Origin of the sequence: Eubacterium sp. SB2 (assembly GCF_001244405.1) — a bacterium.
GTDB lineage: Bacteria > Bacillota > Clostridia > Lachnospirales > Lachnospiraceae > Faecalicatena > Faecalicatena contortus_B.
Genome location: NZ_LN865153.1, coordinates 531,973 through 547,323, shown reverse-complemented (window position 1 = coordinate 547,323; position 15,351 = coordinate 531,973). Strand labels below are relative to the sequence as shown.

Genomic DNA, 15,351 nt, shown 5'->3' with positions numbered 1-15,351 from the left:
TATGGAAAAAAGATACAAAGAATATCAGCATCATTTTCCGGCGGTTCTGAAGGGGGTGGAAACGGAAGGCGGAAACTTCAGAATCAAAGCGCTGGATAATTTCGGGGAATCAATCAACCTCTGCCTTAGCGCATTTCAGTCAGGGATCATACGGGTAAGGATTGCCAGGGGAGAATTCACACCGGTGAAGTATCCGGTAGTCAGAAGAGAATTTCTGCAGGAGGCATCTGTAAAAACAAAAGAGACAGAGGAAATGTACTGCATCACTACGGAAGAATACCGGATAGAAATAAAAAAATCCCCTTTTAGCTTCCGGATCTGCCATGCAGACGGAAGGATTGCCTGCCGGGAGAGCCAAAACGATGTGGATTCTGTGGGGGACGGATATAACCAGATACCACCGGCAGGGTACAGCATGGACGGAGACGAATTAAAGGGGATGAATCTGGGGTTTTTGCTTCATTATGATGAAAGTATCTATGGACTGGGCGAGCATTTTACACAGTTCGATAAGCGGGGGCAGACAGTGTCCATGCGGAATTTTGACACCCTGGGATGCAGGGATGAAACGGCATATAAGAACATTCCATTCTATATGAGCAGCTATGGCTATGGACTTTTTGTGCATCATCACGGAATCTTTGATTTTCATATCGGAAGTGAATCAGCGGCTACACTCAGTGCTCATATTCCGGACAGCTCGCTTGAATACTATCTGATTGTCAGACCGTCCCCGAAGGAGATACTTTCTGCCTTTGTAAATCTGACCGGGCCGGCTGTACTGCCTCCGAAATGGTCTTTTGGGCTGTGGTACTCAACGGGCTTTAAAGGGAATTCCGAAAAAAATGTGGAGGAGGACGCAAAGCGTTTCCGGTCGGAAAAGATTCCGTGTGATGTCATGCATTTTGACTGTTACTGGCTCAGAGAAGATAAATGGTGTGATTTTGTGTGGGATGAAGCGCAGTATCCGAACCGAAGCGCTATGATAGCCGGACTGAAGGAAAATGGCTACAAAATCAGCCTGTGGATCAATCCCTACGTGACAATTACCACGGAGATGTATCAGGAAGGAAAGGAAAAGGGTTACTTTGCAAAGAACAAAAAAGGAGAACCTTATGAGGCGGACTTATGGCACGGACTGTTGTCGCCCTGCGTCCTTCTGGATTTTACCAATGAGGAGGCATCTGCATGGTTTAAGGCAAAGTTGAAAACTGTGCTAAAGGAAGGTGTAGATGTCCTGAAGACTGATTTTGGCGAAGACATTCCTTATGATGCTCTGTTTTCTAACGGGATGACAGGAAAAGAACTGAGGAATGTATATTCCAGGCTTTATAATCAGGCGGTATTTGAGGTTTCACAGGAATGCAAGGGAGCGGGAAATGCTCTTGTCTGGGCCAGAAGCGGTTGTGCAGGTATGCAGCAGTTTCCGGTCTGCTGGTCCGGAGATCCTCATTCCAGCTACGAAGGGATGGCTGCAACACTGCGTGCAGGCCTTTCTATGGCGATGTCAGGAGTCCTCTTCTGGAGTCATGACATGGGAGGGTTTTATGGTGACGTAACAAAAGAAATCTTTATCCGCTGGTCGCAGTTCGGTCTGTTTACATCGCACAGCCGCCTGCATGGTACAACCACAAGGCAGCCATGGGCTTACGATGAGGAGACGACTGACATTCTCAGACAATTTATCAGTCTGCGTTACCGGCTGATGCCGTATATCTGGAAAACCGCATCCGAGTGTGCAGGAAGCGGACTTCCGTTTATCCGCCCCATGGTACTGGAATATCCCGAAGACAGAAATGTAAGAGGGATGTATGACCAGTATTTCTTCGGAAAAGATATCCTTGTGGCCCCTGTTTTCGGCGGCAGAGATGCTGTCAGGCAGGTATATCTGCCTGAAGGAGCCTGGGTGGAGATGCTGGGGGATAAACGGACCTATATGGGGGGAAAATGGTATTCTTTCACGTGTCCGCTGGATTATATGCCTGTTTTTGCAAGAAAGGAAGCTGTCATTGAAACGGAAGCTGTTAAAATGTATGTGGAGGATGAAAGATGTTACTGTTCACACCCTACGGGCGTGCACAGTAACGGCATCTGCCCATTTAAAGTCGCCTACGGCGAGGGGCAGATACCCCGAGACCATCACTTCAGCGGCTCCGATGCCGTGCAGCGAGGTGCACGGCACGGTCTGAACAGTAACAGAAAGATGACATCAAAAGAAAGAATGCTCTGTGCAATTGAGGGTGGGATCCCTGACAGACTGCCGGTGACGGTTCATCAATGGCAGCCGTATCATTTAAAAACATATATGAACGGAATGAGTGATATTGAGGCAAATAAAGCGTGTGGTCTGGATGCTTCGATCAATGTATTTTCTGTGTCAGGCGAAGAAAGCGATACGTGGAAAGTAAGCAGTACACGGGAGCAGAGGGAAGGCTTTTATGTGAAGCACTACACGATTGAGACGCCGGATGGAATACTGACGACCTCAGAAGGCATCAGTCCCATGACCAGCTGGGTGATGGAACATTTGATAAAAAAGGAGGAGGATATCCATCTTCTCAGGAAATACCGGCCCGTTCCAAAACTGGATCGAAAACTAGCTGTGCAGACTTATGATGCATTGGGAGAGGATGGTATATTAAGAACCTTCATATGGGGAAAACAGGGCGGCTGCTGGCAGGACGCCTGTGAATTGTATGGTGTCGAGAACCTGATACTGATGACCTATGACGATCCGGAGTGGGTACACGAGCTGCTTCAGATTTTATTGGAGCAAAAGCTGGCTTATATTGAGGAAAATCTGCCGGGGATGCCCTTCGACCTTGTGGAGACCGGAGGCGGAGCTTCCAGCAACACCGTGATCTCACCCGATATCCACGAAGAATTCTGTCTTCCTTACGATATAAAAATGCATGACGCCCTGAAAAAGCACGGGTTTCGTTCCGTCTATCACACATGCGGGGGGATGACACGGATTGCGGATTTGATAGCAAAAAATCACTGCAGCGTATCGGAGACACTTTCTCCTGTGGCAGTTGGCGGGGACATCGGTAACAGGGCGGATGAGCAGAAAGTTTACAATGCACTTCATCCGTTTGTGGGGCTGATCGGGGGAATGGACCAGTTCCATATTCTGGAGACGGGCACAAAAGAAGAGATCGAAACAGAGGTAAGACGGCTCTATGAAAGTTTTGGTCTGGACGGAGGATACATTCTGTCTGCCTGTGATCATTTTTTTGAAGTGCCGCCTCAAAACCTGCGCTATTTTTCCGATGCAGCTAAACATATTTTTTATTAATTTAAAATCTTTCTGACGGGGGGCGCACTGCAGCGTAGGAGGCTGCTGCTGCGATGCGGCCGCCGAAGGCACGGGTTTCGTGGGAGAAACTCTATTTGATGAGAGGAAAATAAAGGAGGTATCTATGATAGCGAGAGAACAGTATGAAGAATACAAAGTGAATACGCTTTCTGCACTCGATAAGGCAGGCATTGCCCTTACTGAAGAAGAAAAGAATCAGGTTGAAGTTGCTGATTTCGGGTTGAACCGGCTGGATGAAATCGGGCTGCAGGTTATTACCTATGTTAATACGCAGAGGTGCTGCGCAAAGGAACTGGTTCTGATGCCTTACCAGATCTGTCCGGAGCACAGACATCCGGAAATTGACGAATTGAAAGGGAAGGAAGAGACATTCCGCTGCCGCAGGGGAACGGTCTTCCTGTATGTAGGCGGATTTGCAGACAGCGGACAAAAAGAAGGGATTGCCGGGAAGATTCCAAAAGATATGGAAGAATACTTTACTGTTTTTCATGAGATCTGTCTGCATCCGGGAGAACAATACACACTTGCGGAAGATACCCTGCACTGGTTCCAGGCAGGAGAAGAAGGATGTATTGTCTCGGAATTTTCGACCAGAAGCGTAGACGAGGCTGACATTTTTACAGATATTCACATAAACCGCATGCCGCAGGTCGGAGAATAGGAGGCAGAAGTATGCAGGATTACAGCAGTCAGGCAGCCTATATCAGAGAACTTGCCAAAAAGCTTGCAGAACTGCCTGATACACAAGAGAACATCAGTAAGCGGAAACGCTGGGCAGATCATAACGATCTGAGATCCCCTCAGCAGCCGTTAATCTGGGTCTGTCCGGATGATGACGGCGGGTGGCTGGAACTTGTCCCGGAGTCTTCCCTGCAGTGTGAAGATCCCCTTCTGAGGGATATGGAGAATAAAATCAAAAAGTACCTTTACCAGGCCCGATACCTGAAAGATGATTTTGTGTTTGAAAAGCGTCTCTATTTTTCTTATCCGGGCACATACACCGGGTATCTCTATGGTAATGCCAGGCAGGAGACGGCATGGGGGATTTCCATAGTAAAACCGGAGATTGGAACGAATGCATACCACCTTGATAATTTCCTGAAAACAGAAAAAGACTATGAAACCCTTCTGAATCATGAAGTGGATTTCCTGCCTGATATAGAGACAAAGAATGCGATGCAGGAGAAAGCCGGAGACGTACTGGAGGGGATTCTGGATTTTGAGTTTCAGCTTCCCTACAGTGTTCTTGTACAGAGCCATCTGATAGAAATGGTACATTTAAGAGGCCTGGAAAATCTGATGTATGATCTGTATGATGAGCCTGAACTTCTGAACAGTGTGTTCAGACATATGGGAGAGAGTAAGGCAAGGCTGTTGAAAAGTCTGGAAGAAAAGCGGCTTTTATTTGATAACCGGATTAATATCTATACGGGTTCCGGGAGTTTAGGCTACACGAATGCTCCCTGGAAAGAGCCTGAAGACGTGAAGCTGAAGGATATGTGGGGATTTGCAGATGCCCAGGAATTCAGTAATGTTTCCCCGGAGATGTTTGAAAAATTCGCAATTGCCAACCAGAAGATTGGGCTGAATTTATTTGGAAGGGGATGCTATGGCTGTTGTGAGCCTCTGGACCACAAGTATGAGGCTATATACAGACATATCACAAACATAAGACGTCTGAGCGTCAGTCCATGGTCGGATATAGATGAAGCTGCAGAACAGATAGGCCAAAAAGCAATCTTTTCGTGGAAGCCGGATCCGTCCAAAATATGCACGGGATTTGACGAAAATGAAATACGGAAGTATCTGAAAGAAGTTGCTATAAAGACAAAGGACTGTTATATGGAGGTGATCTTAAAAGATATACGGACATGCGGACATACAAACAGGCATCTTGTAAAGTTTATAGAACTGGCCAGGAAGGCGTTTTCGTAATATAGCAACTTCCAGACAAATTTCCTATATCACAAACCCCTCAGGGGGGATGCACATGCTGCGAAAAGATATATTGCTGCAATGCTGCATTGCGGCGGGGCAAAGTGCGTATCCATATGATAACCAGAGAGGATATTAAAAGAAAGGCGTCAGTATGACAAAAAAAGAGAGAGTATCAGCGGCAATCCGGCATCAAAAAACGGATCGGGTTCCAAAAGGCGAACTGCATATTGACGCGGAACTTGCAAACCGGCTTCTGGGCAGGGAATATCCGCTGACCTATGAGTGTTTTGAGCGGGAGAAGGCGATTCGTGAACTTTTGCGGATGGATCTGGTTAATGTAGGGGAATGGCCGGAGTGGGAGCTTTCGCCAGGACAAAATGGGAAGCATCTGATACAGACTGTTTACGGCCAGATTTACGAGATGGGATCAGGAAGCCGGCGGCTTGTCAGAGCGGCTGTAGAAGAAATAGAAAATGCAGAGGCATACAAAAAGCCCGATAGTTCAAAAGTAACGGGGGAGATTGTAAAGCGTTTTGCACAGGAGACGGACTTTTTTGTGTTTGCTCAGATTGGCGGACCTGTCACACAGCTTGATGAAATGTTTAGTATGGAAGATTTTATGGTTTACAGTCTGACCAATACAGACGATATGCATAAGATTGCGGTAAAAGTGATGGAATATGAGATTGAGAAAGCCAAGATCTTTCTTGACAACGGGGCCGACGGGATCGTAATCGGGGACGATGTGGCCTTTAATACCGGTGTATTTCTCCCGCCCCATATTATGGAGCAGAATGTTTTTCCATTTTGGAATCAGGCTGTAAAAGAGATAAAAGCCTATAAAAATGTCCCTGTATTTCTGCATAGTGACGGAAATGTAAATGCTGTTTTGGAAAAAGTAACAGAAGCGGGATTTGATGGGATTCAGTCGCTTCAGCCATCTGCTGGGATGGATATCGGCGAGGTAAAAAAGAAATACGGTAACAGACTGTGTCTGTGGGGGAATATTGATTTAGACTACATAATGTGCCATGCATCACCGGATGAAGTCAGGGCTTCCGTGAAAGAAACCATCAAAAAAGCAGGAGCGGATGGGGGATATATTTTGTCAACATGTAACACTTTGATTTCGTCAATTCCTCGGGAGAATATTTATGCAATGATTGGAGTAGCAGAATAAGGTATACCTTATTCTGCGGCTATGCCGCAGACCCGCCCGCAGGGCATGAGTTACGGGGTGCCCTTTGGGTATACATTATTCTGCAGCTGTGCTGCAGATCCGCCCCGAAGGGGCATGTATTACGGGGTGCCCTTCGGGTATAGGATAAAAGGAGGATCAGGAAGTATGAAAAAATCAGGAATTCTAAATAGCGATATCTCAAGAGTACTCTCGTATATGGGGCATACAGATACCATAGCAATTGGAGACTGTGGGCTGCCTGTGCCAGAAGAGACAGAAAGGATTGACCTGGCTTTAAGAGAGGGGATGCCCTCCTTTATGGACGTGCTGGAGACAGTCTCGGCTGATATGAAAATCGAGAAAATTGTTCTGGCTGAGGAGATCAGGACTGACAATCCGATGGTTCTGGAACAGATCCTTGAACTTTGTGGAAATCTGCCGGAGCCGTGCAAGGTGGAATATATTTCACATGAAGAATTAAAACTTCGGCTTAAGACATGCAGGGCGGTGATCCGTACAGGGGAAGCGACACCTTATTCAAATATCATTCTGCAGTCCGGATGCAGGTTTTAAATAGGTGCAGGTATCGCAGCAAGGTCTAGTAAACAAATTTAATAGAATTTTTCTTGAATTCGCAGGAAGATTATGCTAAATTAAATGCACCCGGATGGGAAATATCCGGGTGCATTTCAAACATTCTTTATATCTAATCATTAGGATTTCATTCTTTTGGACAAATTCGTTCGGTAATTCAATGTAACAAAGGGTACTTTGTAATTCATACACGTAGATATATAAAAAAGCAATGTCATAAGTTAAATACCCTGGTTGCAATACTGAAGTATACCAGTATAGAGCAGGTGTCTACCATAGTAGTAATAAGCGGTGAAGCCATAATCGCCGGATCCAGGTTCACCTTTCTGGCCAGCAGCGGCAGGATACACCCGATCAGCTTGGACAGGATGATCGTGATAACAAGGGAACACCCGATAACCAGAGCCAGCATCGAATCATGGTACATAATCAGGATCCGAATTCCGTTGGCCACTGCCAGTGCAACCCCGACGATGAGGGATACCCTGAATTCTTTGAATATTACTTTGAAAATATCCCGGAACTGAATCTCATTCAGCGCAATTCCCCGAATAATCAGCGTAGCACTCTGGGATCCGCAGTTTCCGCCGGTATCCATCAGCATAGGTATAAAAGAAACGAGCAGAGGGATAGCAGCAAACGCATCCTCATACTTTGTAATAATAGTCCCCGTGATTGTCGCAGAGAACATCAGGATCAGAAGCCATGCGATACGGTGTTTTGCGTGGCTGAACACGGAGGTCTCGAAGTAGGACTGTTCGCTTGGGCTCATGGCGGCCATCTTTGTGATATCCTCGGTAGCCTCCTCCACCATGACATCCATTGCATCGTCGAACGTGACGATTCCCACCATCAGTCCCTCGGCATCCAGTACCGGGAGAGCGAGCAGGTCATATCTGCGGAAGAGCTGAGCCACTTCCTCCTTGTCGGTGTGTGTGGAGACAGAGATGATTTCTGTTTCCATCAAATCCCGGATCAGCAGGTTGTCATCCGAGGTCATCAGTTCCTTGGCTGTCACAATGCCGATCAGTTTTCTCTTATCAGTTACATAACAGGTGTAGATCGTCTCTTTGTGAATTCCTGTTCTTTTAATATGGGCCATGGATTCCTCCACAGTCATTGACTGGCGCAGACCCACATATTCCGTCGTCATGATGCTTCCTGCGCTGTCATCCGGATAATTCAGGAGAAGATTGATCATGTTTCTCTCTGACTGGCTTACTGTATCCAGAATCCTGGTGACGAGATTAGCCGGAAGTTCCTCCAGCAGATCCACGGTATCATCCATATATAAGTCATCTAACAGCTCTTTTAATTCTTTTTCTGTAAACATTTCCACCAGATAAGTCTGCATGGAATTGTTCATATTGGCAAATACTTCTGCCGCTTTATCCTTGGGAATCAGGCGGAAAGCAAGTGCCAGTTCCCTGTCGTCTAAGTCCGAAAGAAGGGAGGCTATGTCCACTTCGTTCATGACATCCAAAATGCTCCTTACAGCTTTGTAGTGGTGCTGCGTAAGGAGTTCTACAAATATAACTTTGTCCATCATAATAACATCTCCAATCTGTATTCAATTCTAGTTTCTTACACGAATGATAACTGGCACCAGCGTCCATAACCTCACCACCTTTCTATAATGAAAAAAACCGTCACTGCCTGAACAGTGACGGAAGCATAGCATACCCGTATATAAAAATCCACCGTTCAAGCTTTAGCATCACAGGGCATATCAATTGCATTAGGTTATGCCTTCACGACATAGCCTGCTAACCAGCTCGTTGTGTCTCCACAATCTCGCGGCAGCAATCTCAGGAAAATCCAAATCCCTGTGGTAGCCTCACCTACCGAAATGTTTTATTTAATTATCCTTACCCATTGTAGATCAACAACAGAGATGTGTCAAGAAAAAACTGGAGATTAGTTGACGGGCTTTAGGGGGGGGCGATGGTTGGGGGGCGCGATATGAAGGGATAGCCGCAAGCCGCCCAAGTGCACATATGCCGTTGCGGAATGCGGACACGAACCTAAGAAATTCTAGGAAGCCGGCAGCCGTGAAAGTGGAGCACGGGCATGACACATCACGAAAAATCTGATGATTTTTCGCGCTGGGTCAGCCGATTTTGTGATTCGGTGATCACAAAATCTCTCCGCTTTCACGGCTGCCGGCTTCCAAGAATTTCTAAGGTCCGCTTTAGCATTCCGCAAAGGGCATATGTGCATTTGGGCGGCTTGCGGCTATCCCTTCATATCGCTGGGCACATCCAATCGGTAGTAAAGATCGTCAACTGGGAGTGACTCCAAATCGGGGGCAGCGTATTGATTCGTTTGGCGGTATTGGATTGCTCCGGTACACTGTGCGTTTTCTGTTCAGGTGGTGCGAAAATATTGAACATTAAATGTGAACTATGCCAAGGAGAACTTTCATGTGCTTTCAGTGCAACTATTCCCGTTTCTGTAAGTTTATACTCTTACCTTCAATTAATGGAGCCTTTCTGTTCCACCAGACGAATCAATACGCTGTCCCCCTTACGGAACCGCTTCTGGTCGACGAGCTTAACTGCCGATTGGATGCGCCTAGCGAAATGAAGGGATTGCCGCAGGCCGCCCAAATGCACATATGCCGTTGAGAAATGCTAAAGCGGGCCTTAGAAATTCTTGGAAGCCGGCGGCCGAAAAAGCAGGGAGATTTTGTGATCACCGAATCACAAAATCAGGCGGCCCAGCGCGAGAAATCATCGGATTTCTCGTGATGTGCCGCCTGTGCCCTGCTTTTTTGGCTGTTGGCTTCCTAGAATTTCTTAGGTTCGTGTCCGCATTTCTCAACGGCATATGTGCATTTGGGCGGCCTGCGGCAATTCCTTTATTTCGCGCCCCCCCTCCCATGTTCTAAGGCCAGATTCCCCGCATATTTTTGGCGTCAATGACGCGCTTAACTGAGATTAGATATGCCCCTGTACGCAGGGAGACTTTCTTTTCCCTGGCGATATCCCATACGGACTGGAATGCCTGATCCATAATCTGCTTCAGCTGCTCGTTTACATGCTCCTCGCTCCATGAAATGGACTGGATATTCTGGACCCACTCGAAGTAAGAGACGACAACGCCGCCTGCATTGGAGAGAATATCGGGAACAACGGCGATTCCTTTTTTATCGAGTATCTCATCGGCGTCAATGGTTGTGGGGCCGTTGGCGGCTTCTACGATAACCCGGGCCTGTATCTTATCGGCGTTGGAAGTGTTGATCTGGTTTTCCAGTGCGGCAGGGATCAGTACGTCTACATCGAGTTCCAGTAATTCTGCGTTGGAAAGATGGATGGCGTTTCCGTCGTGATATCCTTCCAGAAGGTTGCCACGCTTCTGGGAAAGGTACTCCAGGATGGAAGGAATATCCAGTCCGTCCGGGTTGTACAGGGCGCAGGATACGTCGCTGACAGCGACGATTTTTAAGCCTTTTTCAGAGAGGAGCTTTGCGGACACACTGCCTACATTTCCCATGCCTTGAATGGCGGCTTTTGTATTTTCCGGATTCATCCCCAGAGCCTTTAGAATGTTCAGGGTTGTAATCATGACGCCGCGCCCTGTTGCCTCGTTTCTTCCCAGTGCTCCGCCGAGTTCAATTGGTTTACCGGTGACAACACCGGGGACGCAGTGGCCTTTCAGCATGCTGTACGTATCCATGATCCAGCCCATGACATTCGCATTTGTGCCGACATCAGGTGCGGGAATATCCTGGTCTGGCCCTATGATGGGGGCAATCATGGCTGTGAAGCGTCTTGTCAGGCTTCGAAGCTCGGTTTCCGAGAGCTTTGTGGGATCGCAGATAATACCCCCTTTTCCGCCGCCATAAGGGATATTAACAACGGCACACTTGAAGGTCATCCAGGCTGCCAGTGCCTTGACTTCGTCGAGGTCAACATTCTGGTGATAGCGGATGCCGCCTTTTGCAGGGCCGCGTGATGTTGAGTGCTGGACGCGGAACCCCTCAAAGACTTTTACGCTGCCATCGTCCATCCGGACCGGTACGGCAACCTTCAGTTCTCGTTCCGGGTATTTCACAGCCTCATAGTCGCTGGGTGTATAGCCGAGTATTTCGGCTGCATTGCTTACAACAGAGAGCATGTTTTCGTAGGGGTTATATTTTGCTTCCATTTTAATTATCTCCTTTCTGTTTGCTTTAAAATTTCAGCAGGGACGAGATGTCTGCAAGCTGGCATCCGGGGTTTAAATCACATGCACGCATTAGAAAGTTCAGCTTATCGATCCGTTCACCGGAGCGGGGAGCTCCGTTTTTGATGAAGCCAACCTGAAGTCCTACGGCGAAATCCATCACTACATCTCCAATAACGCCTCCGGCTCTTCCGGAAGGAATTGCAAGCAGACCATGTTCCTTTGCAAAGTTATAGGCATTCATAGCCTCTGTGATGGTGCCGACCTGATTTGGTTTTAGGATAAAACCGTCCAGAGCATTCAGTTCATAAGCTCTTTTCAAACGATCTAAGTTTGTTACAATAAAATCATCTCCGATGATATTCGTTCTGGTAATTTCCTTATGTGCTTTTGGATAAGACTCCCAATCTTCTTCGTCCAGCAGATCTTCGATAAATACAAAATTGAATTTCTGAGTCAGCATCTTCACATAATCGATCAGGGTTTCGGCAGTCACGCGCTCTCCCTTTAAAAGGTATGTATTGTTCTTCCGGTCGTACATTTCACTGGAGGCACAATCGAAGGCAAAACCGATTTTTCCTGTGTAACCGCATTTTTCTACTGCTTCAGAGATCAGATTCAAATTCACTTCCGGATCGGCAGACGGTGATGCATATCCATAGGAAGGTGCAACCACTGGTTTATGTCCCAAATACCTTTCAATTACTTTTTCCAGCTCTTGGAATGTATTGATGCCCATTTCAACTGCTTCGTAAATATCCGATGCACCGTATGGCATGATGATAAACTCATTGAATGGCTGTGTTAAGTCTGCGTAATGACCGCCATTTATTACATTAAAACTTGGAACCGGGACTGTTTGGATGGTATCACCGGCGATATACTGATATAATGTCTGGCGGGATGCCTCGGCAGCAGCACGAAATACTGCGATGGAAGTGGAGTAAATTGCGTTTCCGCCCAGACTCTTTTTTTCTGGTGTGCCGTCCAGATCGATCATGATCTGATCGATTTCTTTTTGCCTGGTGACATCCATACCGCATAATGCAGGCGCAATCAGATTGTTCACATTGTCAACCGCTTTATGTACACTCAAACCATGGTATTCGTCGGGATTGTTATCCCGCAGAACATAGGATTCAGACATGCCTACCGAAGAACCGGTGGGGGCGCACCCTCTGCCGAGACATCCGTCCTCAGTTACGACATCCACTTCTACCATAGGTCTGCATTTACAATCTACAATTTGCCGGGCATGGATTGATTTAATATTTGAATTCATAGCCTTAACCCTCAACTTTCGGAATATATAGTACGTTAAAGTCACAGAGATTTGTTCCTGTATTGCCGGTAAATACAGTATCTCCTATTGCTTCTAATGCCTCATAGCAGGCATGGCCCCGAAGGGCGGCGTATACATCGACGTCTTTATCAAGCGCCTGCTGATAGCTTCTGGAGTCACAAATACCTCCGGCTACAGGAGTAGTTCCGTCTGTTCCTTCGGAATCAATGGACAGCATGCAGGCCCCTTTTGTCTTTGCTGCAAGAATAGAAAAACTTAAAGTCAGTTCCTGTCCCGGACCGCCATGTCCGGTGATTGTACTGTTGTCCAGAATTTGTGTTGTAGTTTCGCCGGAACTTAAAATGACACAAGGCGGTTTGATTGGATTACCATATGCCTGTGCTTCTCTGGCGATGGAAGCGAAGAAGGAACCGGCGTCTTTACTTTCCCCTTCTAAAAAGGAAGAAAGTATGATAGCTGGTATCCCCATCTCTTCTGCGATCTCCTTTGCATAAATGCAGGAATCAGGCAGTGTGTTCAGCAGAAAATAGGTGTTGTCCGGAAAAGCCTTTGGTGTTTCTCCTTCTGGTCCGACGTTCATGAGATAATCTACGACATTTTTAGGAAGACGTTCGGCAACGTTGTAGTCCCGTATGACTCTCCTGGCATCTTCTAAAGTGGTCTTGTCAGGTCCCATTGGAGTACTTGCATACTTTTCGTAGGGCACGCCGATATCACCGGTTGCTGGATTGCCCACAGCATCGCTGATACCAAATCCAATCAATTCTGCCCCGACAGACTGGATCCGTTTTGCGAGCATCCCGCCGTTCATGGCGGAAATATGACGCCGGATGGCATTGATCTCATAGATTCCCGCACCGGATTTCAGCATGACGTCTGTAGTTTTGATTTCATCTTCCAAAGTGATTCCTTCGATAGGACAGCTCATAAGAGCAGAACTGCCGCCGCTGATCACAACGATAAATAAGTCATCCGGTCCGGCATGATCTACCAGATCTAGGATTTTTAGGCAGGCTTTGTAGCCGGCTTGATTTGGCAATGGATGGCCGCCTACATATACATCTGTGTTTTGAAAATGGTCTGTTTCTTCCGCAACTTTTACAATTGCGATCCCTTTGGTCAATTTATCACCAAGAACTTCATCTACAGCCATTGCCATATGATTGCAGGCTTTCCCTGCTCCGAGCAGATAAATATGTTTCTTTTTAGATAAGTCCCATGATTTGGAACCGATATGCAATATATCGCCGTTGAGTTTCATAATACTTTTTATGCGGTAATACGCATCGAGACGCTGTAATGTCTTATCTGTGATTTCGAGGACTACCTTCCTCGACTCCACATCTCCGTGGTCAATCAGTTTGTCGTAATTCTTGATTTTTTTCATAGATAGAATCTCCTTTAAATCTAACAACTAGCTGGTTAAAATATTAAATAAAACAAAAAACAGGATAAAAATGAAGGAATGTATCAAATTATACTTAAAGTATATTGCGATATATCAAATATGTCAATGTTAATTCTGAAAAATAAAATCATATTGGTGTTAATGCATAAAAAATGAGCGTATAATTTGGTAAAAATGGAAAAGTGAACAAAAAATAAGATAATTCGATTGACATATGCAATATATCAATATAAAATGGATGTATTAAATAAAACATTTTAAGGGAACGAAATGAAAGACAAATTGTTTTAGTATGGAAGGAGAAAAAACATGTCACACAAAACAGAATTTCTATATTTATCAGAAAGCGACACTATTGCGGCAGGGGTTCTTGATGCGGAAAAATGTATCGACAATGCAGAGGAGGTCTTTACTTTATTAAGCCAAGGGGATTATTTGATGGGAGGCAGTAATCATAACAGTCACGGATTGGGTATTGTATTTCCAAAAGAAACTCCATTTCCGAATATGCCGGTTGCGGGGCCGGACAGAAGATTTGTAGCAATGCCTGCTTATTTGGGCGGACGTTTTGATGTATGCGGAAATAAGTGGTATGGATCGAATGCCGAGAATCCAAAGAAGGGACTGCCGAGATCTGTTTTGACTGTAACCCTTAATGATAAGGATACAGGCGAACCGCTTTCTTTTATGTCAGCCAATCTCTTGAGTGCCGCCAGAACGGGAGCTGTTCCTGGTGTAGCTGCAAGGCATCTGGCGAGGAAAGATTCAGAAGTGATAACAGTACTTGGATGTGGTCAGATCAATCGCTCATGCTTACGTTCGATCTTAACACAGCTGCCCAATGTTAAGAAAGTTGTGTGTTTTGACATTTTTGAAGCTGCAGCACAGAAGTTCCTGGAGTGGGAGAAGGAAGAGCTGGGAGTTGACGGTGTTGTGGAACTGGATCTGGAAGCAGCATTGAAAGATGCAGATGTGATCACAGTCGCTGCCTCAAGACTAAAACCATTATATGTGAAAGACGAGTGGATGAAAGATGGCGTTACTTTGCTGATCACAGGACCAATGCAGACAGATGATTCTTATTGGATCAATACAAAACTGATCTATGATAATGTAAGACTTCATGAGGCTTACGTGCAGGAAGCAATCGAATCCGGGGATAAAGCAGGTTATTATAAAGGGGTGATTGGAGGTCCTATTTATACTTTGATTGATGACGGCAAGATGCCGTCTCTGGAGGAGTCTGCCAGTATCGGAGAAGTGATCATGGGAAGCAAGCCAGGCAGAACGGATGAGAAAGAAAGAATTACATTTGTTGCTTGTGGTATGGCTACATTTGATGTAGGTCTGGGGTATGATCTATACCAGACCGCATTAAAGGAAGGTATCGGAACGAAATTAACGTTATGGGATGATCCGTATCAAAAATAATGTGCGAAGGG

Annotated in this window: 10 protein-coding genes and 1 riboswitch; of the genes, 6 read left to right on the top strand and 4 right to left on the bottom strand. The window is 46.1% G+C overall.

Annotation, left to right across the window (positions count from 1 at the left end):
- Position 1: 1 nt before the first annotated feature.
- From yicI to rbsD, 5 genes are all read left to right on the top strand, one after another.
- Entirely contained in the window at positions 2-3,298 is a 3,297-nt protein-coding gene (yicI, locus tag BN1938_RS14905) for an alpha-xylosidase (protein ID WP_050641361.1), read from the top strand.
- 124 nt (positions 3,299-3,422) lie between these two features.
- The gene (locus tag BN1938_RS14900) at positions 3,423-3,980 is read left to right on the top strand and encodes a D-lyxose/D-mannose family sugar isomerase (protein ID WP_050641360.1); all 558 of its coding nucleotides are present in this window, start codon (positions 3,423-3,425) and stop codon (positions 3,978-3,980) included.
- A gap of 11 nt (positions 3,981-3,991) precedes the next feature.
- Positions 3,992-5,254: a hypothetical protein gene (locus BN1938_RS14895; protein ID WP_050641359.1), complete on the top strand. Its 1,263-nt coding sequence runs from the start codon at positions 3,992-3,994 to the stop codon at positions 5,252-5,254.
- Between the two features lie 154 nt (positions 5,255-5,408).
- Positions 5,409-6,437 carry a uroporphyrinogen decarboxylase family protein gene (locus BN1938_RS14890; RefSeq protein ID WP_050641358.1) on the top strand — a complete coding sequence of 343 codons (1,029 nt, stop codon included), beginning with the start codon at positions 5,409-5,411 and terminating at the stop codon, positions 6,435-6,437.
- A gap of 165 nt (positions 6,438-6,602) precedes the next feature.
- Entirely contained in the window at positions 6,603-7,010 is a 408-nt protein-coding gene (gene rbsD / locus BN1938_RS14885; protein WP_050641357.1) for a D-ribose pyranase, read from the top strand.
- A gap of 235 nt (positions 7,011-7,245) precedes the next feature.
- On the opposite strand, the gene mgtE is transcribed toward rbsD, so the two are convergent.
- From mgtE to BN1938_RS14860, 4 genes are all read right to left on the bottom strand, one after another.
- Positions 7,246-8,577: a magnesium transporter gene (gene mgtE, locus BN1938_RS14880; RefSeq protein WP_050642709.1), complete on the bottom strand. Its 1,332-nt coding sequence runs from the start codon at positions 8,575-8,577 to the stop codon at positions 7,246-7,248.
- A gap of 142 nt (positions 8,578-8,719) precedes the next feature.
- Positions 8,720-8,887: riboswitch (M-box (ykoK) riboswitch) on the bottom strand.
- Between the two features lie 1,030 nt (positions 8,888-9,917).
- Positions 9,918-11,180 carry a Glu/Leu/Phe/Val family dehydrogenase gene (locus tag BN1938_RS14870; protein ID WP_050641355.1) on the bottom strand — a complete coding sequence of 421 codons (1,263 nt, stop codon included), beginning with the start codon at positions 11,178-11,180 and terminating at the stop codon, positions 9,918-9,920.
- 25 nt (positions 11,181-11,205) lie between these two features.
- On the bottom strand, positions 11,206-12,480 hold the full coding sequence (locus BN1938_RS14865) for a phosphopyruvate hydratase (RefSeq protein WP_050641354.1): 1,275 nt from the start codon (positions 12,478-12,480) through the stop codon (positions 11,206-11,208).
- A 4-nt stretch (positions 12,481-12,484) separates the two neighbouring features.
- A complete protein-coding gene (locus BN1938_RS14860; RefSeq protein WP_050641353.1) occupies positions 12,485-13,888 on the bottom strand; it encodes a glycerate kinase type-2 family protein in 1,404 nt (467 codons plus the stop codon).
- A gap of 330 nt (positions 13,889-14,218) precedes the next feature.
- Between BN1938_RS14860 and BN1938_RS14855 the strand changes: the two genes are divergently transcribed.
- Entirely contained in the window at positions 14,219-15,340 is a 1,122-nt protein-coding gene (locus BN1938_RS14855) for a tyramine oxidase subunit B (protein WP_050641352.1), read from the top strand.
- Positions 15,341-15,351 lie beyond the last annotated feature (11 nt).

Coding starts and splice junctions, on each gene's coding strand:
- BN1938_RS14890 (WP_050641358.1), top strand. CDS start 5,409: ATGACAAAAAAAGAGAGAGTATCAGCGGCAATCCGGCATCAAAAAACG.
- BN1938_RS14900 (WP_050641360.1), top strand. CDS start 3,423: ATGATAGCGAGAGAACAGTATGAAGAATACAAAGTGAATACGCTTTCT.
- BN1938_RS14870 (WP_050641355.1), bottom strand. CDS start 11,180: ATGGAAGCAAAATATAACCCCTACGAAAACATGCTCTCTGTTGTAAGC.
- mgtE (WP_050642709.1), bottom strand. CDS start 8,577: ATGGACAAAGTTATATTTGTAGAACTCCTTACGCAGCACCACTACAAA.
- BN1938_RS14860 (WP_050641353.1), bottom strand. CDS start 13,888: ATGAAAAAAATCAAGAATTACGACAAACTGATTGACCACGGAGATGTG.
- BN1938_RS14895 (WP_050641359.1), top strand. CDS start 3,992: ATGCAGGATTACAGCAGTCAGGCAGCCTATATCAGAGAACTTGCCAAA.
- BN1938_RS14865 (WP_050641354.1), bottom strand. CDS start 12,480: ATGAATTCAAATATTAAATCAATCCATGCCCGGCAAATTGTAGATTGT.
- rbsD (WP_050641357.1), top strand. CDS start 6,603: ATGAAAAAATCAGGAATTCTAAATAGCGATATCTCAAGAGTACTCTCG.
- BN1938_RS14855 (WP_050641352.1), top strand. CDS start 14,219: ATGTCACACAAAACAGAATTTCTATATTTATCAGAAAGCGACACTATT.
- yicI (WP_050641361.1), top strand. CDS start 2: ATGGAAAAAAGATACAAAGAATATCAGCATCATTTTCCGGCGGTTCTG.